Origin of the sequence: Dyella humicola (assembly GCF_026283945.1) — a bacterium.
Lineage (GTDB): Bacteria > Pseudomonadota > Gammaproteobacteria > Xanthomonadales > Rhodanobacteraceae > Dyella > Dyella humicola.
In genome coordinates this window covers 1,217,167-1,242,074 of sequence record NZ_JAPDPC010000001.1, presented here as the reverse complement: position 1 = coordinate 1,242,074, position 24,908 = coordinate 1,217,167, and the positions used below count along the sequence as shown (strand labels likewise).

18 protein-coding genes are annotated in these 24,908 nt (G+C 63.0%); 11 read left to right on the top strand and 7 right to left on the bottom strand.

What is annotated here, in order from left to right:
* Window positions 1-67 precede the first annotated feature (67 nt).
* Entirely contained in the window at window positions 68-520 is a 453-nt protein-coding gene (locus OUZ30_RS05365) for a DUF4442 domain-containing protein (RefSeq protein ID WP_266181164.1), read from the top strand.
* 18 nt (window positions 521-538) lie between these two features.
* Here OUZ30_RS05365 and OUZ30_RS05360 read toward each other — a convergent pair whose 3' ends face one another.
* Together OUZ30_RS05360 and OUZ30_RS05355 are read right to left on the bottom strand one after the other, a co-directional pair.
* Window positions 539-1,201, bottom strand: a complete 663-nt coding sequence (locus OUZ30_RS05360; protein WP_266181163.1) for a hypothetical protein — start codon at window positions 1,199-1,201, stop codon at window positions 539-541.
* A gap of 2 nt (window positions 1,202-1,203) precedes the next feature.
* Complete coding sequence (locus OUZ30_RS05355; RefSeq protein WP_266181162.1) at window positions 1,204-1,728, bottom strand: RNA polymerase sigma factor; 525 nt, start codon at window positions 1,726-1,728, stop codon at window positions 1,204-1,206.
* A 132-nt stretch (window positions 1,729-1,860) separates the two neighbouring features.
* Here OUZ30_RS05355 and OUZ30_RS05350 point away from each other — a divergent pair, with 132 nt between their 5' ends.
* Window positions 1,861-2,538 (top strand): DUF502 domain-containing protein, encoded by a 678-nt coding sequence (locus tag OUZ30_RS05350; protein WP_266181161.1) that lies wholly within the window; start codon window positions 1,861-1,863, stop codon window positions 2,536-2,538.
* 228 nt (window positions 2,539-2,766) lie between these two features.
* Here the strand turns inward: OUZ30_RS05350 and OUZ30_RS05345 are convergent, their stop codons facing one another.
* Together OUZ30_RS05345 and OUZ30_RS05340 are read right to left on the bottom strand one after the other, a co-directional pair.
* Entirely contained in the window at window positions 2,767-4,392 is a 1,626-nt protein-coding gene (locus OUZ30_RS05345) for a multicopper oxidase family protein (protein WP_266181160.1), read from the bottom strand.
* Window positions 4,393-4,472: 80 nt separating this feature from the next.
* Window positions 4,473-6,158 carry a phospholipase C gene (locus OUZ30_RS05340; RefSeq protein WP_266181159.1) on the bottom strand — a complete coding sequence of 562 codons (1,686 nt, stop codon included), beginning with the start codon at window positions 6,156-6,158 and terminating at the stop codon, window positions 4,473-4,475.
* A 376-nt stretch (window positions 6,159-6,534) separates the two neighbouring features.
* On the opposite strand from OUZ30_RS05340, the gene OUZ30_RS05335 reads away from it, so the two are divergent.
* Window positions 6,535-8,673 (top strand): M13 family metallopeptidase, encoded by a 2,139-nt coding sequence (locus OUZ30_RS05335; RefSeq protein ID WP_266181158.1) that lies wholly within the window; start codon window positions 6,535-6,537, stop codon window positions 8,671-8,673.
* A 117-nt stretch (window positions 8,674-8,790) separates the two neighbouring features.
* Here the strand turns inward: OUZ30_RS05335 and panE are convergent, their stop codons facing one another.
* Window positions 8,791-9,723 (bottom strand): 2-dehydropantoate 2-reductase, encoded by a 933-nt coding sequence (gene panE / locus OUZ30_RS05330; protein WP_266181157.1) that lies wholly within the window; start codon window positions 9,721-9,723, stop codon window positions 8,791-8,793.
* Window positions 9,724-10,127: 404 nt separating this feature from the next.
* Between panE and pilV the strand changes: the two genes are divergently transcribed.
* The 7 genes from pilV (at window position 10,128) to rapA (ending at window position 21,206) form a co-directional block, all read left to right on the top strand.
* Window positions 10,128-10,655, top strand: a complete 528-nt coding sequence (gene pilV, locus OUZ30_RS05325; protein WP_266181156.1) for a type IV pilus modification protein PilV — start codon at window positions 10,128-10,130, stop codon at window positions 10,653-10,655.
* The gene (locus OUZ30_RS05320; protein WP_266181155.1) at window positions 10,652-12,013 is read left to right on the top strand and encodes a PilW family protein; all 1,362 of its coding nucleotides are present in this window, start codon (window positions 10,652-10,654) and stop codon (window positions 12,011-12,013) included. The genes pilV and OUZ30_RS05320 overlap by 4 nt, the downstream gene beginning before the upstream one ends.
* Before the next feature lie 121 nt (window positions 12,014-12,134).
* A complete protein-coding gene (locus OUZ30_RS05315; RefSeq protein WP_266181154.1) occupies window positions 12,135-12,794 on the top strand; it encodes a pilus assembly PilX family protein in 660 nt (219 codons plus the stop codon).
* Between the two features lie 17 nt (window positions 12,795-12,811).
* On the top strand, window positions 12,812-17,206 hold the full coding sequence (locus OUZ30_RS05310; RefSeq protein ID WP_266181152.1) for a pilus assembly protein: 4,395 nt from the start codon (window positions 12,812-12,814) through the stop codon (window positions 17,204-17,206).
* A complete protein-coding gene (locus OUZ30_RS05305) occupies window positions 17,203-17,631 on the top strand; it encodes a type IV pilin protein (RefSeq protein ID WP_266181151.1) in 429 nt (142 codons plus the stop codon). The genes OUZ30_RS05310 and OUZ30_RS05305 overlap by 4 nt, the downstream gene beginning before the upstream one ends.
* Window positions 17,632-17,636: 5 nt before the next feature.
* Window positions 17,637-18,239 carry a GspH/FimT family pseudopilin gene (locus OUZ30_RS05300; RefSeq protein ID WP_266181149.1) on the top strand — a complete coding sequence of 201 codons (603 nt, stop codon included), beginning with the start codon at window positions 17,637-17,639 and terminating at the stop codon, window positions 18,237-18,239.
* 126 nt (window positions 18,240-18,365) lie between these two features.
* Window positions 18,366-21,206, top strand: a complete 2,841-nt coding sequence (gene rapA / locus OUZ30_RS05295) for an RNA polymerase-associated protein RapA (protein ID WP_266181148.1) — start codon at window positions 18,366-18,368, stop codon at window positions 21,204-21,206.
* A gap of 750 nt (window positions 21,207-21,956) precedes the next feature.
* Here rapA and OUZ30_RS05290 read toward each other — a convergent pair.
* Complete coding sequence (locus tag OUZ30_RS05290) at window positions 21,957-23,339, bottom strand: amino acid permease (RefSeq protein ID WP_266181147.1); 1,383 nt, start codon at window positions 23,337-23,339, stop codon at window positions 21,957-21,959.
* A gap of 30 nt (window positions 23,340-23,369) precedes the next feature.
* A complete protein-coding gene (locus tag OUZ30_RS05285) occupies window positions 23,370-24,023 on the bottom strand; it encodes a rhomboid family intramembrane serine protease (RefSeq protein ID WP_266181146.1) in 654 nt (217 codons plus the stop codon).
* 206 nt (window positions 24,024-24,229) lie between these two features.
* Between OUZ30_RS05285 and OUZ30_RS05280 the strand changes: the two genes are divergently transcribed.
* The gene (locus OUZ30_RS05280) at window positions 24,230-24,871 is read left to right on the top strand and encodes a Rossmann-fold NAD(P)-binding domain-containing protein (protein WP_266181145.1); all 642 of its coding nucleotides are present in this window, start codon (window positions 24,230-24,232) and stop codon (window positions 24,869-24,871) included.
* The last annotated feature ends 37 nt before the right edge of the window (window positions 24,872-24,908 follow it).

Below are 24,908 nucleotides of genomic sequence, written 5' to 3'. Positions count from 1 at the left end.
GGCAACTCACCCATACGCTAGAGTACGGATGAGTTATGCTGGCCTGTCCTCCCCACTGAAAACAGCCATGCGCCCATCCACGTTCCGCCGGTTGATGAACCTGTGGCCGCCGTTCTTTTTCAACAGCATCGGTGTGCAATTCGTTGCGGAAGACTGGTCGGAAGTCCGCGTGGTGCTGAAGCTCCGCCCCTGGAACCGCAACTACGTACGCACCCAGTTCGGCGGCAACCTGTTCGCGATGACCGATCCGTTCTGGATGCTGCTGGCCATGCACCAGCTGGGCGACGACTACTACGTGTGGGACAAGGCGGGAGCCATCGAGTTTGTGGCGCCGGGCAAGGAGGACGTATACGCCCATTTCAAGCTTGAGCCGGCCACGGTCGACGAGTTGCGCGCAGCGGCGGCCAATGGTGAGAAAGTGCTGCGGTGGTTTGCAGTGGACGTCACCACGGGCAGCGGCGATGTGGTGGCGCGCGTACGCAAGCAGCTCTACGTTCGCCTGAAACCCAAGGCGCGCTGAGCCGACCGGCGCTGAAACTCAGTCCCGTTCGAAACGGGCGATCTCTTCCAGCGCTGCCTCCGCCTTCTGCACGCTGCGGCCGGCGAAATGGTTTTCCAGCCAACGCAACCGGCCAGCACGACGCAGCAAGGCGTAGACCAATCCGACCAACACTAGAGAGACGACCCCGCTCAGCATCAGCTGAGCGGTAAAGCCGGGTAGTTGGCTCCAATAGTCGACCCCATCCTCGTCCCATGCCTGTTGAATAAGCATGAGCACGATGGGAATCCAGATAAAACTGCCGAGCACGCTGAACAACGGCGCCTCCACTTTGACGCGCCATGCCCGCAACTCGGCCAGTCGTCGCTGGATCTCCAGCACGGGTGCCGCATAGTCGATGCGCTGCACCAGAAACAGGATGCGCGCCGCAAACGCAATCATCAGCAGGCCGAAGGCCTGCACCGCCAGGCCGCAAATCAGCGCATGCAGCACGGATGTGTGAGTGCTCCAGAAGGCGATGCCCCAAAGCATCATGCCGATGCCAAACGCGATCTGGGTGGACTGGCCCCACACAAGCGGCCGCAGCCCGTGGCGCAACTTGTCGCCCTGGCTTTCACGATAGATGCGCCGAGACAACAGCTCCTGTCCGCTCAATCGTTGATCCAGCTGTTGCCAGGCGAGTTTCATTTCATCGAGTTCCATGGTCATGCTCCGATAGTTGCCACGCCAGTCATCTGGCCTCGCAGCTTCTGCTTGATACGACTGATCTTGGTGGCCACATGGGTTTCGCTGATGCCGAGAATCTCCGCCATCTCGGCGTAGCTTCGGTCTTCCAGGTAGAGCAGGATCAAGGCGCGATTGATCGCATCGAGCCGCCCGATGAACGCATACAGTGCCCCGAGTCGCTCATCCGGCTCGTGCTCAGATGTGTCGCCAATCGTTTCCAGGTGATGCGTCTGTAGCGGTTCAAGGCGGCTAGCCCACGCATCGCTCGAGCGTCGCAGCTGGGAGATCGCCACGTTCAACGCCACGCGATACAGCCAGGTTGAGAACTTCGCCCGAGCCGGGTCATAGCGTTCGAACGATCGCCACAGCTGCAGGTAAATCTCCTGGGCGAGGTCGTTGCGATCGTCCGCGCCCCGGGCGTATAGGCTCGCTACCTTGAGCACGATCCCACGGTGCTCCTGTAGCTGCGCCTCGAACTGCCGTTGTCGCTCTCGTTCTGTCATGACCGTCCGCTTGCCGCCCCTTTCAGACCATGATTCGCATGGCGGCGAAAAAAATCACAGCCCGACCGCGTGATCCATGCCAAGACCGTCGACTCGCCTACAATGCCGGCTCCCCTCCCCGGTACCCGCCCCATGCCTCGCCTGCGCTTCAAACGCTACCTCTTTACCGGCCTGCTCACCTTCATCCCGTTATGGGTGACCTGGGTCGTGTTCAAGTTTGTGCTGGGCATGCTGGCCGATATTGGCGCCCCGCTGGTCTCGGCCCTGCTCGCCTCGTATTCGTCCACCTCGCCCGAGGCGGCCGCCGCACTCAATAGCAGCTGGATCACCTCGGTGCTGGCCCTGCTGCTGACCCTGGCTGTGCTTTATCTGCTCGGCTGGCTGGCCAACCGGATGATCGGCAAGCGCTTGCTCGATGGTTTCGACGGCCTGCTCGCGCGCATTCCGCTGGTCCAGACGATTTATGGCGGCACCAAGAAGCTGATGGCCGTACTGCAGCAGAAGCCGTCGGGCGTACAGCGCGTGGTGTTGGTCGACTTTCCCCGCAGGGGCATGAAAGTGGTGGGCTTCGTCACTCGCGTGATGGTGGAGGAAGGCACCGGCCGCGAGATGGCCGCGGTATATATCCCCACCACGCCCAACCCCACGGGCGGCTATCTGGAAGTGGTGGCACTGGACGAACTCACCCCCACCGACTGGACCATGGACCAGGCCATGGCCTTCATCATTTCAGGGGGCGCCGTCGCGCCTGATACCTTGCCGGCGTCGCCCATCGCCAAGCTACGCGGCGACAGCGTAGACGCCGAATAAAGCTACGCCGCCTTCGCTCGGAGCCCCGGCGCACACCTGATCGTCCACTTTGAGCATTCGTCGTACAGCACGCAAATGGTGGGCGCGTATCCGCTGCTGAAGCTCGACGCGGCGGCGCTCAAGCAGCAGGCCATAAGGCACCGATGCGTTGACTTGCCAATCGCGCACAGGGTGCGCTCCTACATGGATCGCGCAGTAGGAGCGCAGCCAGTGCGCGATCGGCGCCCGTCAGGCCGGCAACACTTCGAACGGCCGCATCATTTCGTTGGACGCATGTTCCAGCAGATGGCAGTGCCAGACATAGCGTCCGGCATAGCCCTCGAAGGTAATGATGTAGCGGGTCACCATGCCCGGATACACCTGGGCGGTATCTTTCCAGCCCGCCTCGTGTGGCGCCGGTGGTTGCGCGGGGCCGAGGTATTGCAGGGTCTTCGATTCCAGATAGACGTCTACATCGAACGGGCGTCGATCGAGGATCTGGAAGCGCACCAGATGCAGATGGATCGGGTGCGTGTCTTCGGTGAGATTGAGGAAACTCCAGATCTCGGTGCTGCCGAGCCGCGGCTTCTCACTGACTGGATCGTGCCAGTGCTTGCCATCCAGCAACATCAGCATGGGCTCGGAGGTGCAATCCGCGTACTCGTCGATGGTGAGCTGGCGCGTCAGGACGGCTTTCGATTCGGCCGTGCGTGGCACGTCACGCAGCACCGCCGGCACACGACTCGTATCGTCGACCTTGCCGGCGGCCACGTTGAAGCGCATCAACGGCAAGGCATCGTTCATCAACTCGACTTGGCCGCCGGCCAGGTCGGCGAAATCCAACACCAGGTCGGCCCGCTCGCCGGGGCCTAGGAACAGGCTGGTCTGCCGCACCGGCGCCGCCAACAAACCTTGATCGCTGCCGATCTGCAAGAACGGCCGCTGTCCGCGCAAGCTCAGCCGGAAAAAGCGCCCATTCGCTGCATTGAGCACCCGGAAACGGTAGCGGCGCGCCTGCACGTCCAGACGCGGCAACAGCGCACCATTCACCAACATGGCGTTGCCAAACACTTCCGGCACCCATGGTGCATCGCTGACGCCGGACACCGGGTAGTAGAGCTGCCCGTCCTCGGTCAGCAGGCGATCGCACAACACCAGCGGTAATTCGCACTCGCCACTGGGCAGGCCCAGCGACAGCTCGTGCTCGTCGCGCAGCAGGTACATGCCGAGCATGCCGGCGTAGAGGTTCAATCGCTCGATGCCCATGGTGTGGTCGTGGTACCAGAGCGTCGCCGCGTCCTGTTTGTTGGGGTACGTCTGCTGGCGTGACTTGCCAGGCACGAACCAGTCGGTCGGATAGCCGTCATCGGCAGCGGGCACGCGTGCGCCATGCACGTGTACGACGGCGCGCACCTCGGGCTGATCCGCTTCCGCGCCACAAATATTGTGGTCGACTGGCAAGAAGTGTCTTGTTGGCAGGCGATTGGCCCATTCGACCCGCAGCACCTGCCCGCTGTGCGCCTCAATAGTCGGCCCCGGCATGCTGCCGCCATAGGTCCATAGACGGGTCGGCGCGAGCTCGCGATGCAGGCGCTGTTCGCTCTCTTGCATCGCGATACGTAGCGTTGCGCCCGGTGCGGGACGCAACACCGGCGGTACGGGCAATGGATCGACAAAGGGCGTCAGTCGCGCCGGATCGAGCAAGCGCGGCACACCGGTCTGATCGGCGACGGGATGCTTGCACAGTCCGGCTGTGCCATTCGCGCGCATCGGCATGTGCATGGGCGCCGCCGAGGCTCGCCAGCTGATCGGCAAGATGCCGGCAGCGGCGCCCCAGGCCATGCCTTTAAGGAAAGTGCGACGGGAAGGAGGCAAGATCCGCGACTCCGTTGGCGTCAACGATAACAAGAACGCCCCGGACCGAGGTCCGGGGCGTGCACATCGAACTTGATAGCTTAGCCGCGCGGCGCGTGTGACAGGCTGGCCCAGGGCGAAGGCGGCTGGGTCGGCTGGCCGGTCTGTTCGTCCAGGATTAGCTTCCGGTGATGAGGCGAAGGCTCGAAGAAATCGAACATGTGTTCCAGCGAGCCCGACACCGCGTCGAACGAACCGCCGCCGAGGCGCTGGCCATGCAACCAGTTGTCTTCGACGAAGCGGGTGATCGAGGACTGATCGGTCATCGTGTGGTCAACGAAATTGCTGCGTGCCCACGGCGAGATCACCAGCAGCGGCAGGCGCGGACCATGTCCACAGCGTCCCTGCACCGGCTTGCCCTGACTGGCGATGCCCGGCAGCATGCTCGGCGCGTTGCACAGACCCGCGCCATCCATCGCATCGGAACTGGTGTTCGACGCATTGACGCGTGGCGCCGCCTGATGGTCGTACCAGCCATCGGAATCGTCATAGGCGATCACCACGGCCGTGTCACGCCACTCCGGACTCTGCTGCAGGAAGTTCAGCACGTGCACGATGAACTGCTGTTCGTCGAGCGGATCGGAGTAGCCGGCGTGGCCGTCCTGGTAGCCCGGCGCCTTGAGGAAGCTCACTGCCGGGAAGTTGCCGGCGTTGACCGCATTGTAGAAGTCATTGATGTCGTACTGGTGATTCGCCGCATCGCCCTGGTGGCCGATCATCGCCATCGACGTCGGACGTGCATGGGTCGGGTTGGCCGTCGACGGGTAGTACTGGAATGGCTGGTGATGCGGGATGTAGTCGCTCTCGTTGGCCTGGGTCACGGCCGACTGCGTCTTGCGCTTGCAGCCCGTGCTGCCATTGGCATTCACCTGGGTCAGGTCGAAGCCGCCCTCGAAGAAACCCCAGGTCACGTTGGCATCGTTGAGCAGGTCACCGACGTTACGACCGCCCAGTTGAATCTGGTTGCCGGTGGGCGAGGAACAGACGTCACCAATGGGATCGGCATCGCCGATCAGGGTCAGCCCGCCCTGCCCGTCGGCGACCTCGTTGGCGGTACCGTTGAGCGTCTGCGTCACACCGTTGGTCTGGCCGGAAATCAGGTTGACCGCGCCCGGTGTGGACGGACCAAACGTGGTGTTATAGCTGTTGTCGCTCATCGCGAACCACTGCGCGTAGTTCCACATCGCCGTGACGGTGTTGCCGTCGTAGTAACCCATCACCTGGCCCGCACCGTCCTCATCGGCCGGTGCACCCGGCAGCGTTTCGCCGGAGCCGGTGTACTTGGGAAAGAGATCCATGGCACCGCCGTCGAAGGCCTTCTGCTCAGGACCGTAGGCGTGGTCCTGGTCGGCCGTGGCGGCTTGAGTGCGGTCGAGGCGGAACGGATTGATCGCACCGGTACCGTTGGCGGTGTTGCTCTGGTTCGGGTTCGCCGTGAGCAGGCTGGCCGAGAGTCCATTAACGCGCGGCGTGAACGGCCGCGCATAAAAAGCCGGCTCGTTCGGAAGATTCGCCGCGTTGGGATAGGTGCCGAAGTAATGATCGAAGGACACGTTTTCCTGGAAGATCACCACCAGATGCTTGATCGGGGTGGCCGTTCGGAAATCCCGGTCATGCCTGTGGGCGGCATCCGCCGCGGATTCTTCGCTGAGGGGGATCTGTGCAAACGAAACGGCGGAAAAGCTCAGAACGCACGCGGCAAGACAAACGGCGAGATTGTGTCGCATCGGAGGCTCCCTACGGTCCCGGGTGGTGCGCTTCCCCTAAAGCGCGGTGTCCACGAACGATAGGCGGACAAGGTGACAGGCCTATAACAGGCGGCTTACCGCGATAACTTGCAGGTGATCCCACGCACAGAACGCGCAGCAGCCAGGACTTGGGGCTGGCAGCGGCGCCGGTCTGGCAGGGCGACCCCGCCCTGTCGCCAGTCCCCAAGAGCATGCCTGGCACCGGCGCACCACCCCCTGACCTTTGACACTGTCTGGACCCCAGTTCGCGCCCTAGCCTGAAGGGTCATGAGCCCGCTGGTCGATTGCTGGAGCCTGGCGGTCTCTTGTCACCATTGACCGCCCTAGCGGGCACCGTACAACCAGAGGGAATCCTATGACCAAGCCGTATATGAAGCCCATGGCGCTCGCCGTGAGCCTGGCCCTGTCGCTCACCGCCTGCGGCAAGCATGAGCAGGCGGAGCAGTCCGCTCCTGCCGCCGCCAGCACCGCGCCTGCTACCGCCAGTACGGCCGCAGCCGCTGCCGCCGCTCCAGCCGCGCCCAAGAGCGTGTTCGATGTGAGCGAACTGGGTGACAACGTCAAGGCTTGCGAGGACTTCAACGACTTCGTCAACAGCAAGTGGGTCGCCGCCAATCCGATTCCGAACGACCGCACCCGCTGGGGCGCGTTCGACAAGCTGGCCGACGACAGCCTCAACACCCAGCACGACATCGTCGACGCGGCTGCCAAGGGCGCCGCCAGCGCCAAGGCCGGTTCGATCGAGCAGAAAATCGGCTACCTGTACGCCTCGGGCATGGATGAAGCGGCCATCGACAAGGCCGGCTTCGAGCCGATCCAGCCCAAGCTCGATGCCATTGCCGCCCTCAAGAGCGGCAAGGATGTCGCCAGCTACATCACCAACAGCTTCACCCAGGGTGACATGCAGGTGTTCCAGTTCGGCTCCGGCGCCGACTTCAAGAACGCCAAGATGCAGATCGCCTACACGCAGGAAGCGGGCCTGGGCCTGCCGACGAAGGATTACTACCTCGATCCGAAGTACAAGGACATCCGCGACGCCTATGTCGCCTATATCGCCAAGGCTCTCACGCTGACCGGCGTCGCCGATGCCGACGCGAAGAAGCAGGCCGACCTGGTGCTGGCCTTCGAAACCCAGCTCGCCAAGGCGTCCCTGTCGCCGGTGGAGCTGCGCGATCCTGCCAACGAATACCATTTCGTCAGCGTCCAGGAAGCCAACAAGATCACCCCGCACTTCAGCTGGGATGACTTCTTCAAGGCACAGGGCGTGACCATCGACAAGGGCTTCTCGCTGTCGCAGCCGAAGTTCATGGCCGAGTTCGACAAGCTGCTGGCCACTGCGCCGGTCGACCAGTGGCAGGCCTACCTGCGCTTCCACGCCATCGATGACTCCTCGTCGTACCTGAGCAAGGCTTTCCAGGACAACAAGTTTGATTTCTACGGCAAGACCCTTGCCGGCCAGCCGGAGCAGAAGCCGCGCTGGAAGCGCGTGCTCGGTGGCGTCAACGAGTCGATGGGCGAAGCACTGGGCCAGCTCTACGTGGCCAAGGTGTTCACGCCGGAAGCCAAGGAGCGCTCGAAGGAGTTGGTCGACAACGTGCGCAACGCGCTCAAGGCACGTATCGAAAACCTGGACTGGATGAGCGACGAGACCAAGGCCAAGGCGATTGCCAAGTGGGACAAGTTCCTGCCCAAGATCGGCTACCCGGACAAGTGGCGTGACTGGTCGGGACTGGAGGTCAAGCAGGGCGACTACTACGGGAACGTGATGGCCGCCGCCAAGTTCAACTACCAGTACGACCTGGGCAAGATCGGCAAGGCGACCGACCGCCTTGAGTGGGGCATGACGCCGCAGACGGTCAACGCGTATTACAACCCGACCGACAACACCATCAACTTCCCGGCCGCGATCCTGCAGCCGCCGTTCTTCTATGCCAACGGTGACGACGCGATCAATTACGGCGGCATCGGTGCGGTCATCGGCCACGAGGCCAGCCACGGCTTCGACGACCAGGGCAGCCAGTTCGACGGCGACGGCAACAACTTCAACTGGTGGACCGCGGCCGACAGCAAGCAATTCAAGTCGCGCACCGACAAGCTGGTGCAGCAGTTCGACGCCTATGCGCCAGTCCCGGGCAAGCCCGACATCCACGTCAACGGCAAGCTGACCCTGGGCGAGAACATCGGCGACCTGGGCGGCCTCAATGCTGCCTATGACGCGCTCCAGGCGGCATTGAAGAAGAATCCGCAGGAAGCCGGCGAGAAGATCGACGGCTACACCCAGGACCAGCGCTTCTTCCTCAACTGGGCCCGCGTGTGGCGTGGCAACATCCGCGACAAGCAGCTCGTGCTGCAGATCAACACCAATGAGCACGCACCGGCCTCGCTGCGCGCCATCGGTGCGCCGTCGAACATGGAAGCATTTGCCAGTGCATTCGAGTGCAAGCCGGGCGATGCCATGGTCCGCCCTGCCGATAAGCAGGTGAAGATCTGGTAAGCACCGTGCGGCTGCGACGTCTGTCGTAGCCGTTGCTGAATGAAAAAAGGCGTCGCGCGAAAGCGCGGCGCCTTTTCCTTTTCTCCCTCTCCCCGGAGGGGAGAGGAAGTTGACCCATCACGCCTTCGCCCGCGACCGCCGCACCTCATAAGCCTTCAGATGCGCATACGCCACGCGCAGCATGGGCAACGCATCTTCGGACGCATCACCACGGGCCAGCAAATCGCCCACCACATGATCGGCCTCAATAAGACCACCCTGCTCCAGATCGCGCATCATCGAAGCGCTCAGCGCGGAACCTGCTTCGGTAAGCACCGAATGCGCACGCGCGAGCACAGCATCAGCAGGGGCGTGACCGTTTCGTGCCGCGACACTTCGGCAGTCCTCCAGCAGCTGCAGCGTGGCCTGCAGACCACCGGGCGCGGCGACGATGTCGCCCACGGGCGCGCGCATCAAACACGTGATGCTCGCCAACGAGGCCAGGAACACCCACTTGTCCCACATGTCCTGAAGAATGCTCGTGCTCAGGCGCGGCTCGAATCGCGCATTCGCCATGCTCTGGGCGACACGCTCCACGCGCTCCGAGCGCGTCCCGTCACGTTCGCCGAAGGTCAGGCCATGCGACTGATTCAGATGCCGCACCGCTCCTTCCGCATCCAGCGTCGCCGCGATGACGCACTGGCCGCCCAGCACGCGATCCGCACCGAAACGCGCGTCGAGCAGATCCAGGTGCCGCATCCCGTTGAGCAACGGCAGGATCATGGTTTGCGATCCGACGGCCGGCGCCATGTCCTCGATTACCTGCGGCAAGTGATAGGCCTTGCAGCTCAACAGGATCAGGTCGAACGCGTCGCGCACCTCTCCCGCCTGAACCGTCCGTGGTGACGGCAGCACGGCGTCGCCGAGGCTGCTGCGGATGACCAGGCCGTGCCGGGCCAGCTGTTCGGCGCGTCTTGCCCGAACCAGGAAGGTGACGTCCTGCCCGCTCTCAAGCAGCCGACCACCGAAATAACCCCCGGTCGCGCCCGCACCAATAACCAGAATGCGCATGTTGCTGTCCTCCAGAAATCCACGCGCCCAAGGCTAGCGCAAGCCCGACCCATCAGCCGGCCGGTCGTTGTGGCAAATCCATAGTGAGCGCGAAGCATTACTCCAACTGCTCGGGCAATGGCGGGAATCCGGCATGACTGCAGCGACACACCGCCCATCGCAAGAACTTTCGCCCGTTTTTTTGAACCCAATCACTTAGCTGTGACGGAAGGCGGCATTTCCCCGACGGACGGCAGTCGAAATCCGACGCGGCTAGTAAGAGAATTTACCTGCCCTCCGGCCGCAGCAGCGACCGGCGGCAATGCCTGTATTGCTTGACCGCCTATGCCCTGCCACCTCACCGAGAGTTGCAACGCGTAGGCGCCATCATTCAATCAAGAGCTCGGGGAACAGGGGAATACGCTATGCAAGTCTTGTCGCGTCAGCGAGGCGTCTCGCTGATCGAAGTGCTGATGGCCGTGCTTATCTTCAGCGTCAGCCTGATCGGTATGGCCGGCCTGTTGATGATGGCCACGCGCTCGAATCAGGCCGCTTATCTGCGCACCCAGGTCGCCTTCCTCGCCGGCAATATGGCCGATCGCATGCGCGCCAACCCGGCAGCCGTATGGGATGGCAGCTACAACCAGTCGGTTCCGTTCACCGGGACCCAGGACTGCCAGACCGCCCGTTGCACGCCGGATCAGCTGGCGACGGCTGACTTCGCCGAATGGGGGAGCCAGCTTGCGGCGTTCCTGCCGTCGCCGACCGCACAGATCACGTGCGACAACTCCAAGATCGGCTTCACGCCCAGCAGCACTCAGGTGTCGATGCGTCCTCCTTATGGTGGTACCTGCAATATGAAGATCAGCTGGTACGAACGCCAGACCGGAGATGAAAGCATCAACACAGCCAACCAGTTTCAACAGACTTTTGCCTGGACCTTCCAGCCATGATCGCTCGCCGGCCCACCCGTCGCTCCTCCGGCTTCTCCCTGATCGAGCTCATGATCGCCATGGTGCTCGGCCTGCTCGTCGCCGCCGGCATCGTTTCCATCTTCATCTCCACCTCCAGCAGTAACCGCGTGCAGACCCAGCTGGCGCGTTTGCAGGAACAAGGTCGCTATGCGATCACGCGCATCAGCAGCGACATTGCTGCGGCGAACGGGCAGTACTGCAACAACAGCGCCGGTGACGCGACGCTGGGCACGGGTGGCGTCTACGTCGATGGCCTGCGCGCACCGATGGTCTACGTCACCGGCACGACGCTGACCAACGCAATGAGCGATGTCACCACCAAGTGGGGTACTGGCGGTTATCCCGCATCGCCCACGGCGGCCTTGGGGGCATATGTGATGCCTTCATTCTTGTCGATGCGCGGCTATGACTGCCCGGCCACCGGCACCTGCACGCCCGTGGATCCCAGTTCGTCGACGACCATCCCGGCAGGAAACATTACCGCCGGCAGTCGCGTGGTGGGCACCTCCGTCCTCACTATGCGTTTTATCAACCCGGGCTCTGGCTGGACCATCTACCCTTCGGGCAGTACCACCGGCACCACCATGACTACGAGTTCAGTGACTTCGGGCGCGTCGATCACGCAGATCAATTTGAAGGCGGCTGCCGGCGAACCGCCCATTGCGAACATCAAGGCAAATGACTTGATGTTGGTGTCCAATTGTTCCACCGGTCAGATCTTTGCCGTCTCGGGACAGGGCTCGCCAATCCTCGCCCCCTTGCCGGTAGGGACCAACTTTGCGCTACCCCAGGGGCAGCAAGGCGCGGCGGCGCCCATGCTGTTTGATCTCAATACGGACTTCCAGACGGTCACTTATTACCTGCAAGTGGTGGACAACCATGACGGCACCACCACGGGTGCACTTATGCGCCGCGTCAATGGCGCCTTTCCCGGTGACGAAATCGTGCGCGGCATCGAACGCCTCGACTTCAAATACGGCGTGGAGTACCCCGACGGCACCACGCAATTTCTCGACGCAGCGACGGTGGATGCGAGCAACAGCACCACCACGGGCTGCATCTCGGGGATGAAGCACACGATCGACACCGTCGACCAGGGTTGTTTGTGGCGCGCGGTCAAGAGCATTCGGGTGGACCTGCTGATGAATGGCCAGGTGCCGCTGTATACGCTGACGGCGGACGAGATGCAGTACACCTACCAGACCGATGGCATCACGGCACCGGCAGCGCCGGGGGACGCTCGGCGCAAGGTGACGCCGGCCCAGCAGAACTTTGTCAACCAGCTGCTCCGTCGCGAATTCACTGCGCTGATCTCACTGCGCAACTTCAACTCATGACCACACCGCCACGTGCGCGCCAGTTCACGTGGAGACTTGATTTTTACCTACCGATCCATGGCAGGCAGGCGCTTCGGACTAGCGGCAGCACCACACCGGATTGAGCAGAGCGGAGTTCACCATGAAGCAGTCACAATCACCGCAAGACCAGCCCACACGCCGCAGCCAACGTGGTGCCGTGCTTATCGTGGCGCTCATCTTCATGCTGCTGCTGACCATCCTGGCCATCGGCGCATCCGGTCGCTCACTACTGCAGGAACGCATGGCCGGCAGCCTGCGCAATGCCCAGCAGGCGCAGATGAGTGCGGAAACCGCACTGCGGGGCGCCGAGTGGAAGCTATGGCTTACCACCAGCAATATCGGCGGCCATCTCGACTGCCTCAACGGCGTGATCTCAAGCGACGACGGCTGTGTCGTCTACAACCCGAGCAATCCGCCCTATGGTCCCGGTGGCGATGTCACGACTTTCCGCACCAGCCAGGCATGGCTCTCCTCGATCGGGCATCCCTACACCGGCCCGAACGGTTCGGTCGATTACACCGCCAGCGCCACGGGCTATCCCCAGGTGGCGAACAACCCCAGGTACATCATCGAGGACATGGGGCCGGAGCTACCTCAAGACGCCGGCACGCCGAGCGAGGCGGGCGATACGGGTCAGCTCAATGGCGGCGCCGGCACGATCAACTTGCACGTCTTCCGCATCACCGCGCGAGCCACTGGTGGCAATCCAAACGCCGTGCGCGTGGTCCAAAGCACCTTTGACGCCCAGGCAAACAATTGAGCCGGAGCATCCACACCATGTCGACTCGTCCTTCTTCCCAGCGCCTGCGCCTCGGCATTTCAGCCGTGCTGCTGACACTGATCAGTGGCTTCGCCGCGCCGTTCACACCTGTAGCCCAGGCGGCAACCGCGTCGCTCGGCACCACGGAACTGAGCCCGACCCCGCCCAATCAAACGCAGGCGGTGGCGCCCAATATCGTCATGACGTTCGACGACTCGGGCTCGATGCAGTCCAATCGCCTCAATGACGCGCCGCCCTTCACCACCAACAACAGTGGCGGCCTGCTCAATTCGGCCTGGGACTGGAGCGGTGGTCCCTGGCGTTGCGCTGGCCTGATTGATGCGGACCACGCCACGGGGAGCAACGCGGCACTGCGCGGCCTCACCATGAACGGCGTGTATTACAACCCCAACATCAGCTACAAGACGCCGATGTACACCGACGGCACGTCGTTTGCCAATGCGGACGCGACGCTCGCTGCCGTCTGGGTGGATGGCATCCTGATCAATCGCCCTTTGAGTCCGGTGACGGCTGCTGCAGCCGCCTATAACAACAATCCCGATCTGGACAAGCCCAGCACGGGCGCTACAACCAACCTGCTGGGCACCTACAGCCCAGCGGTCAGCACGAAGACCTGGTCCGCGAGCTTCAATGCCTGCGCCGGCAATGCGGACACGGGCTCGTGCGTAAACACCCCGCTGACCAAGAGCGGCGGTAACTATACGTTTTATACGTGGACGGATAGTTCGGGCAAGTTGAACGCGGGTACCGCATGCCCCAATGGTCAAACCTGCACCACGAAGACCAGCACCAGCAAGTCTTCTTATAACTACTGGTCGGTCACCACGACCACCGCGGCAACAGACAACCGCTGGATGTGCGGCACGGGCTCTTCGGCAAGCGGCGGCGGCGGTGATATGTATTCGGGCACCAGCCCGATGGACGGGGCATCGCATACGCTAAGCGATGGCACCACGGTCACCTACCCCAACGGCGGGCCGTACTACTATCGGCTCAAGACCGGCGTGACGGTCAACCTCAGTCAGTACGGCCTGCCTGCGACCACGACGGATACGACGGCGCTCTACACCGCCACGAATTGGGAGGCCATTCCCGTACCCGCCAGCCAATACCAGAACTTCGCCAACTGGTACGCGTATTACCGCACGCGCAATCAGATGGCGCGCACCTCCTTGTCCCTGGTGTTCGGACAACTCGGCGCGACGACCGAAAGCGGCGGCTTCGGCAGCAATATCCGCATGGCCTGGCAAAACCTCAACACCAGTGGCTACAAGCTTCCCACTACCGCCATCATCAGCGAACTGATCGATGGGGCCACGTGCGCGACCCTGGCCGCCACCGATTCGAGCAAGAGCCCGAGCTCGGCGCAAAGCCCAAGCACCACGTCGACTCCACCGACCTGCTACCGCAGCGCGTTCTTCAACTGGCTGTTCCAGGTACCCGCCAGCGGTGGTACGCCAACGCGTAGCGCCGTGGCTCGCGCCGGCGCGTTTTTCCAGCGTGGCAATGGCAATACAGGGGCCACCGGAAATCTGACCGATCCGTACTGGGAGCCGCCTGTAGCAGGCGCCACCACCGGCAATGAGCTCTACTGCCGCCAGAACTTCCACATGCTGGTGACGGACGGCTTGTGGAACGGCAGCGCCGATGGTCCTTCAAGGTCCACGCTCACCCTGCCGTCGAGCTCGCTCACCTTGCCGGACAATACGGCGTATCCCAGCCCCACCTCCGCTGGCGTCACCTCGATCTTCGCGCCGGTAAACGACGCCGGTGATTCTGGCTACGCGTCCTTGTCCGACATCGCCTTCCACTATTGGGCGACGAATCTGCGCTCCGACCTGTATGCCCCGACCAGCAACAAGATCGTACCGGCCTACCTGCCCGACCTGACCAAGGGCGTCGTCGCATCGAGCACGACCACCAGCTCAATCGTTGGCACCACGCAGCTGAACAACGAGATCTATTTCAATCCGAAAAACGATCCGGCCACCTGGCCGCATATGTCGGAGTACCTGGTCGGTCTGGGCGTGAACGGCCAGCTCAACTTTTCCGGGGACACGGACTGCACGAACGCCGCACCGGACACATCTGACGCCTGCTCGCTGCGCAAGGGCGTCGCAAACTCGTCCGGCTTGGTGGGCTGGCCGGTTCCCAACGGCACCGGCGGCGGTATCGCCGCCAACGTTGACGACACCTGGCATGCGGCGCTCGCCGGCCGCGGCCAGTTTTTCAACGCGGGCAATCCGCAGCTGCTGATCACCCAGCTGACCAGCATCCTTACGAACATTACGGCCCGCGCGGCGCAACCGACGGTAAGCGCGGTCAATGCATCGGTGATGACGCTGGGCGCCGTGACCTATAACACCGGCTATAGCTCAATCGACTGGAGTGGCGTGCTGCAGGCGTTGACCTTGAACACCGATGGTTCGACGGGCGCTGTCCTCTGGGACGCGGGCACGATCTTGACCAACGGCACCACGACGCCGCCCACGAGCCGCAAGATTCTCACCGTCAATATGAGCAGCACGGGCGTCATGGCGGCCATGCCGTTCGAGAGCACCTCCGCGTTCGATACGAGCGAGCAGAATGGTCTCAACGCGCCCGCCTCGACCGACAGCACCAATGACACCCTGGCCACTCGCGTGAACTATCTGCGCGGCGATCGCACCGAAGAAACCAAGGGCGTCATGCGCACGCGCAACAGCCTGCTTGGCGCCATCATCGACGCGCAACCGCTATACGTCAGCTATCCCGCCAGCGGCTACACCAACAACTGGCCTGTAGGTGCGCCGGAAGCCGGCAATTCGGCCCAGTCCTACGACACCTACGTCAGCAACAATATCAACCGACCCGCCACGCTCTACGTGGCTGCCAATGACGGCATGCTGCACGCCTTCGACGCGTCCCTGGCCTGCAATCCTCCGGGCAGCGGAACCAGCTGCGCCAGCTATGGCCCGGGCCAGAGTGCCACGGCCGGACAGGAGCGCTGGGCCTATGTGCCGCGCGCGGTCTACGCCAACCTGGGCAATCTGACCAGCAAGAGCAGTTTCACGTTTGCTCCCACCGTGAACAGCACCCCCGTCACGCGTGATGTGTTCTTCAGCGACAACAAGTGGCATACCCTTCTGGTGGGTGGCCTGCGCCTGGGTGGGCGCGGTGTTTACGCGCTGGACATCTCCAATCCGACCACGGTGACGGAAGCGGCGGCCTCCAGCACCGTGCTGTGGGAATTCGACGCTGACCAGCCCAAAACGACCGCCGGCAATCCCGCCAATCTTGGCTACACCTATGGGCAGCCGAACATCGGCCGCCTCGCCAACGGCAAATGGGTGGTGCTGGTACCGGGCGGCTATTTCCCGGACTGCAGCCAATCCGACAAACCGGCCAATTGCACGACCATTGCGGCGGCGTCCAATGGCTACAGCTCGCTGTTCGTGCTGGATGCACAGACCGGTGCGCTGATCCAGGAGCTGAAGACGCCCACCACGATCACCGGCGTGACCAGTTATGGGCTGACCTCACCCGTGCTCGGCGACTACAACCACGACCAGATCGATGATGTGGCGTTTGCCGGCGACCTGGCGGGCAATCTGTGGCGCTTCGACCTGAGCGATCCCTCACCGGGCAACTGGACCGTCACCCTGGCCTTCCAGCCGCAGACCCAGGGCGCCCAGCCGATTACCGTCATGCCACGCCTGTTCCCCGATTCGTCGACCAATCGATTCATCGTGCTGTTCGGCACCGGCAAATACCTGGGTGCCGGAGACAACACCAGCACCACGCTGCAAACCGTGTACGGCATCCGTGACGAGGTGGATTCCAGCGGAGCCCCCGTCACCATCACGCGTTCGATGCTGACAGCGCAAACGCTGAGCGAAACCACCATCACCAACACCAGTGACCCAAATTACGGCGTCACCTACCGCAGTCTGACCAGCAATACCGTGCCCGGCACCTCGGGCGGCTGGTACTTCGACCTGAGCACCATGAGCGGCACGACCCAGACTGATGCCGGCGAACGCGTCGTGGTGACACCCGGTGCCATCTTCAGCAGCAATACGGCGGTGATCAGCACCTTGATCCCGAGCAGCACCGACCCCTGCAGTCCGGCGGTATTGGGTGCGGTGATGCTGATCAATGCCACGACGGGCGGCCCAGGCTCCGCCGTCGGCTCGGTAGGCGGCATCACCTACATTGGTGCCCGTGTCAACAATGTGCGGACGAGCGGCACGATTCCGGTGACCACCATGGTCGGCGGCGGCACGGGCTTGCTCCCCGGCGTGACGCCTACCAACAACCTGAATCCCAATCCCGGTAATAAGGGCCCCGGAGGAGTTACCTTCAAGACCACCATCTGGCGTCGCCGCTCCTGGTCGGAGATCAATCCATGAAGTCACGTAACTGGAACTCGTTGAAGCGATCGCGCGGCTTCTCCCTGATCGAACTGCTGATCGTGGTGGCCATCATTGCGGTGCTGGCCGCCATCGCCATCCCCTCCTACCAGCGCTATGCGTTCCGGTCCCGGCGCACGGAGGGGCAACAGCTGCTGCAAAGCATCGCCGTCGCCGAGGAGCGCTACTACGCCACGCATAACCAGTACGCTGACCTGCCCACCATCGGCTTCAATAACACCAGCTCGCAGAATGGCTTCTATATCGCCGACATCCAGGGTGGCGTATTGGTGTCTAACCAGCAATTTACGATGGAGGCAAGGCCGCAAACCGCTCAGCTCACGGACGCCTGCCTGATTTTGACGATTAATAACGCCGGCTTAAAGTCGATGACCGGTACCACGTCCAACGGCAACTGCTGGTGATCGCCATGAAGCGGATATCGTCACACGCCAAAGGCGTCACCCTGATCGAGCTGATGGTCACGCTCGCCATCATGGCGATACTGGCGGTTTTCGCCGTGCCGGCCTTTCGCGACTCGATCCGCCGCAACCAGGTCGCCTCGAGCAGCAACGCCTTGCTGGCCGACCTGAGCTACGCCAGAACCGAGGCGGCCAATCGCGGCTTGGCCGTGTCTGTCTGCCCAACCACGGATGGCCAGAATTGTCTTCCGACGAAGACGTACGACACAGGCTGGATGGTCTACAGCTACACGCCCGGAAACGCGGTGGCCAACACCATCTTCAATCCCGCGTCGGCCACCAACCTCTTGCTGCGCTACACCCAGGCGCGCCAGGGTGTCTCGATCCAGTCAAACTACACCGCAAACAGCTATGTGATCAGTTTCAATGGGCAGGGTCAGCAGCTGCCCATCGCGACCGCAGCGATTCTGAAATTCGCCACCTGCTATCGCGACAACGGCACGGGTACTGGCACGAGCACGGCTTCCGTTCAGGGCGTCGAACTCGATCTGAGCACATCGGGAAGTACCAGCACACAGCCGTGGGCAGTAGGGGCCGCCTGCGCGCCATAACGCGGTGCCTGCCGAGGTCGCGGACCCGTGTCATGGAACCATCGAATAGCATGGGGACCATTTTCTCTAGGCATCCACAACCACTGGGCGGATAATCTGCGGTCCTAGCTGCTTGTGGTCCCCCTGATGTTCGTACCCGGTCAACGATGGATTTCCACCGCCGAGCCTGAGCTCGGCCTCGGCACGGTGTTGCGCGTCGAAGGGCGCGGGGTGCAGGTGCTGTTTGCCAAGGCAGGCGTGCTGCGGCCTTACGCGGTGGACTCGGCGCCGCTGGTGCGCGCGGAGTTTCGCCCGGGTCAGCGTGTGGCCGGCAAGGGCCTTGCCTTCCTGGTTGAACGCGTGGAGGTCCGTGAAGAGCTGCTGGTCTATCGCGGAGAAGGCCGCGAGCTGGAAGAAGGCCAGCTCGACGACGAACAAAGCGTAAGCCAGGCCGATGACCGCCTGATCGGTGGCCGCACCGACCCCGTTTCACATTTTGAACTACGCCTCGAGGGCCTGAAGCGTCGCGCCAACGCCCGCCGTTCGCCGGCCTGGGGCCTGGGTGCCGCCCGCATCGGGCTGGTATCGCACCAGCTGCGCGTGGCCGGCATTGCCTCGGCACGCCGTCCTCCCCGCGTGCTACTGGCCGATGAAGTGGGCCTGGGCAAGACCATCGAGGCCGGCATGATCATTGCTCGCCAGCTGGCCACCGGGCGCGCCGAGCGCGTGCTGGTGTTGCTGCCGGACACGCTGGTCTACCAGTGGTTTGTCGAATTGCTGCGCCGCTTCAACCTCAGCTTTGCCATCTACGACGAAGAGCGCTGTGATGCCCTGGAGCAATCGGACCCCAGCCGCAATCCGTTCGAAGACGAGCAGTTGGTCATTGCCGACTTCACCTTCCTCGAACAGTCGCCCAAGCGCGCCCAGCAGCTGCGCGATGCTTCTTGGGACCTGTTGGTGGTCGACGAAGCGCACCATCTGTCCTGGACGCCCGAGGCCGCCAGCCCGCGTTACACGCTGGTGGACCAGCTCGCCGCAGCCACGCCCGGCGTGATCCTGCTTACCGCCACGCCTGAACAGCTCGGCCGCAGCGGCCATTTCGCCCGCCTGCGCCTGCTCGACCCGCAGCGCTATCACGATTTGGACGTCTATCTGGGCGAGTCGGACAAGTTCAGCAACCTCTCCAAGGTTGCCGATCGCTTGCTCGACGGCCAGCCGCTTGATGATACGCAGCGGACCACGTTGCGCGACGCCTTCCACGGCGACGAAACACTTCAGTCACAACTCGCCGACACGACCAAGCCCGAGCATGCACGCGAAATCCTCGCTGCACTGATCGATCGCCACGGCACCGGCCGCGCGATGTTCCGCAATCGTCGCGCCAGCATCGGCGGCTTCCCCAAGCGTTTGCCGGTGTGGCACCTGCTTGACGGCGACACGCTCAGCGACGATGGACGCCAGTCATTGCTGGCCGAGTTCCACGCGGATATCCAGCAGCCATCGCCGGCCATCGAGCTCGACTACACCAGCGATCCCCGCATCGACACGCTGGTCACCCTGCTTGAAGCGCACCCGCAGGACAAGTTCCTGCTGATCTGCCGCAGCCAGGCCAAGGTGTCGGCGCTGGAAGAAGCGCTGCGCACGAAGAGTGGCGTCGGCCTGGCGCGCTTCCACGAAGGCCTCGGCATCGTGCAGCGCGACCGCAATGCGGCGTATTTCGCGCAGCCGGACGGCGCGCGCCTGCTGCTCTGCTCGGAGATCGGCTCCGAAGGCCGTAACTTCCAGTTCGCCCATCGACTGATCCTGTGGGATCTGCCGCTTGATCCGGACCTGCTCGAGCAACGCATCGGACGCCTGGATCGCATTGGCCAGAAGCACGACATCAGCATCCACATACTTGCCGTGGCCGACAGCGCGCAACATGTGCTGGCACGTTGGTACGACGAAGCTGTGGATGCGTTTCGCTCCAGCCCCGCCGATGGTCGCGAGCTGCTGCGCCGCTTTGGCGAATCGCTCGCGCGACTGGCTGATCAGCACGCGCGCGGTGACGACAATCGTGACCAGGAACTTGACGTGCTGCTGGCGGAAACCCTGGCCAGCCACGAGGAGATGGCCGAGCTGATTCGCAGCGGCCGCGATCATTTGCTCGAACTCGCGGCCAGCCGCGACCTGCACGCGGATGAACTGCAACAGGCATTCACCCGCGAAGATAACGACCCCACGCGCGACGCCTTCATCCAGGGCCTGTTGGAACGTTTCGGCATTCATGCCGAAGAGCTGGGCGGCAAGGTGCTGCTGCTCGATCCGCAATATCTTTCCACCGACGCCCTGCCCGGCTTCGCCGAGGGCCCACAGGCGGTTACATTCGCGCGTGAGGTCGCACTGGCACGCGAAGAACTGCCGCTGTTGCGCCTGGATCATCCGATCGTGCTGGGCGCGCTGGATCTCGCACTGTCCAGTGAGCAAGGCAATGCTGCGTTCCTCGTGGATGACGGACTGCCACCACGCAGCGCGCTGCTACAGGCCGTCTACGTTCTGGAATGCGTAGCCGACCGCAAGCTCGATGCCGAGCGCTTCCTGCCAACGCAACCGGTGGTCGTTACCGTCGATACGCGGCTTGCCGAGCGCGTCGACTTCCGCCCCAGCGACATCGCCTTGCGCAAGGCCGCCGACCGCAACATCGAAGTGCCGCGCTACCGCAAGTTCCTCACCAAGCTGGTGCCGCCCATGCTGGAAAAAGCTGAGTCGCTGGCCAGCGAGCGTGCACAGGGCAGCGTCACCGACGCCCTGGCTTACGCGACCGAAGCACTCGACGCCGAGCTTTCGCGCCTACTCGCGATGCGCGCGGTCAATCCGGCGATCAGCGATAGCGAGATTGCCGCGGTGGCCGACGAACGCACGGCCGTATTGGCCGCGCTACCGCAATCGCGACTGCGACTGGATGCCGTGCGGTTTGTGGTGAGCCCGGACTTCATGGCGCTGCGCTGAGCGCGTTTGGATTTTTCGGGAGTCGTCGCGGGAGCTGCGACGACTCCCGCCCCTCTCTTCCGCGAACTACCCGAAGGTATTTTCTGGTGGGAAGTTGGTTAGGGTGAGGGGCTCGCCATGGCGCGACAGCTGAGCGTTATGGCCAGGGTGCCGCTTACGCAGCGGGCGTTTCGATCGCCTGCCGGCGCTCGAGTCACTTTTCTTTTGCTGGCCCAAAAGAAAAGTGACCCAAAGAAAACGGCCTCAAGAGCTGGCAGCATGGCGTGGGATAGAAGCGTTGGAAGGTTCCTGCGACTAAGGAACTGACTGCCCACGGCTACACACAGCCGCTACACCGCAACGCGCCGACGCGGTGAGGACTTAAGGCAGGCTCGGCCGAAGGTCGTGACGTTTGCTGTATCCGCGTGCGTAGATGGCCACCGCATCACCCACGCTTTAAGCCCTCTGCGGATCGGCGCGTTGCGGTGTAGCGGCGGTGTGTAGCCGTGGGCCGCAACTAATTCGGCTGGCCACGCCCGTCAGGCTCGTATCCCGCGCCATGCTATGAGCCTTCAAGGCCATTTTCTTTGGGTTACTTTTCTTTTGGGCCAGCAAAAGAAAAGTGACCCGGACCGCGGCAGCGGTTCGGAACGCCCGCTGCGTAAGCGGCACCCTGGCGATACCGCCCAGTTGTCGCGTGAGAGCGAGCACCCACCCCTCTTTCCAGCCCTCTCCCCAACAGGGGGGAAGGCGTATGCGCGGCAACACAACCTAGGCCGTCGCCAGCAACCCTTCACGCACCTGCATGCGCTGCTCCACACCGAACAACATGTAAGCGACGGTCAACAGCGCGATCCACGCAGCGCCCACATAGAGCGCCACGCGGGTATCGGGACTGTAGCCAAGCATGAACAGCACAAAGCCCAGGAAGGCCACGCAGACGACACTGCTAATCGGCCACGCCCGCAACCGAAACGCGCCCAGCGGAACTCCCTCGGCGCGCTGACGCCGACGAAAACTGAAGTGCGCCAACATCACCATCGTCCACGTCCAGACCGTGTTGAACGACAGGATCGACATCATGATGCCGAACACCTTCGCCGGCAGCAGATAGTTCAGAACCACGGCAAACAAGAGGACAGCCAACGTCGCCAGGATCGCGCGAAGCGGCACACCCTGCGCGTTGACCTTGCTCAGCGCCGCCGGAGCCTGCCCCTTGCCAGCCAGACTGTAGAGCATGCGGCTGCCGCTGAAGGTGGTGCAGTTGAAGCCGGACAGCGCCGCCGTGATGACCACGAAGTTGATCAGACCCGCCGCCTGCGGAATGCCGAGCTTGGCGAAGGTGGTGACGAACGGGCTGCCTTGCGTGCCGAGGCCCGTCCAGGGATAGATCGCCATGATCACGAACAGCGCACCCACATAGAAGATCAGGATGCGCCACAGCACCGAGTTCACCGCGCGCGGAATCGTGCGTTCAGGCTGCGCGGCCTCGCCCGCCGCAATGCCCACGGTTTCCACGCCGCCGAACGAGAACACCACCACGGGCAGCGCCAGCACCATGCCGGTCAGGCCATGTGGGAACCAGCCGCCGTGCGACCACAGGTTGGACAGGCCCGTCGGCTGGCCGCCATTGCCCCAGCCCAGGAAGATGAGCGACAGGCCGCCGGCGATCATCGCCAGCACGGTCAACACCTTGATCAGGGTGAACCAGAATTCCATCTCGCCATAGATCTTCACGGTTAGCAGGTTCAGGCCACCGATGGTCAGCACGCTACCCAATACCCAGATCCAGCGCGGCCAATCGGGAAACCATGCGTGCATATACGTTCCGACCGCGGTGGCCTCGGCCATGCCCACGCCCACCATGAGCAGCCAATAGTTCCAGCCCGTGACATAACCTGCGAATGAACCCAGGTAGCGCTGCGCATAGACACTGAACGAACCTGCCACGGGATCGTGCACGGTCATCTCGCCAAGCGCGCGCATGATGATGAAGATCATCACGCCGCCAAACATGTAGGCGAACAGCACCGATGGTCCCGCCAGCGTGATGGCATCGGCCGAGCCGAGGAACAGGCCGGCGCCAATGGCCATGCCAAGCGCCATGAACGTGATATGGCGCGGCGTAAGCCGGCGCTGGAGATGCTGCGTCATGAAATAGCCGAATAGATGTAGGGCGAGCGATCAGCGCCAGAGGCGACGCTGCGGCTTGATCGGCAACTTGCCACGCCAGTACTGGATCAGCACCAGGCCACCGAGCATGCCACCCAGATGCGCAAAGTGCGCCACGCCGGCCTGGGTGCCGGTCACGCCCAGCAGCAGTTCGACCAGTGCGTAGCCAGTCACGAACAGCCACGCAGGCATCGGAATCGGCAGGAACATCAGCATGACCTTCTCATGCGGATACATCATGCCGAACGCCAGCAGCAGGCCGAAGATGGCACCCGATGCGCCCAGCGTGGGATAGAACCCGCCTGTGAACCACTGCACTACGGCGAGCTGGGCAAGCGCCGCCACCACCAGGCAGACGAAGTAATACAGGATGAAGTTGCGCGTGCCGAACAGGCGCTCGATCTGCCCACCAAACATGTACAGCGCGAACATGTTGAACAGCAGATGGGTCCAGCCGCCATGCATGAAGGCATAGGTCACCACCTGCCAGACTCGAAAACCGACCGACACGATGCTGCCGTCACCGGCCTGGGCCACCTGGTCCGCCCCCCAGGGCCACAGGGCGAAGTGCACCAGCAGAGTCTCGCCCATCACTTGCTGCAACAGGAAAATCGCCACATTGGCGATCAGCAGGTTGCGCGTAACGGGAGGAAGATCGAAAGGCATGCGGGGTGATTCCAGGCTACAAACTACGCAAGCGTACCCGTACAGGCTCGGCACCGCCACGGATGCGGCGCTGGTGACCACACGGAAACTTTGCACAGGCTCTTGTCGATCGTCGCAAGATGGTCATGCCCACCTTGCCCAGGCAAGCATCCCAGCGACGTTCTACCCACCCATTGACCAGGCCTCACAAACCGTAGGATGACCGCATGACGGATTCGCCACGCCAGGTACTACTTGCGGGTGCCACCGGTCTTACGGGACGGCTGCTGCTGTCGTTGTTGCTCGACGATACCGGCGTTTCCCATGTGCTTGCGCCGACGCGGCACGCTCTCCCCGCACACCCCAAGCTGGAAAATCAGGTAGGCATGGTCAGCCATCTGATCACCCAGTTGCATGGTCCGATCGATACCGTGTTCTGCTGCCTGGGCACGACGATCCGTCAGGCCGGCTCGCGCGAGGCGTTCCGCATGGTCGACTACGACTGGCCGCTGGCGCTGGGCAAGCACGGCCTGGCCATGGGCGCACGCCACTATCTGGCGATCAGCGCGCTCGGCGCCGATCCCTCCTCGAAGATTTTCTACAACCGCACCAAGGGTGAACTCGAGCTCGCCTTGCAGAAACAGAACTGGCCCCGCCTGACCATCGTGCGCCCTTCATTGCTGCTGGGGGCGCGTCGGGAGTTTCGGCTGGGTGAAGTCGTCGCGGCGCCCTTCTCGCGGGTACTGCCGGGGCGCTTGCGCGGTATCGAAGCGGCTACGGTGGCTCGAGCCCTGTGGCGTCTGGCCAGTACGCCCGGCAACGGTGTGCGCATTGTCGAATCGGACGAACTGCGCGAACTCGGCCGTTAGGGCGAACAGGCCCTAGGCAACCTTGTTGTTGCAGGCA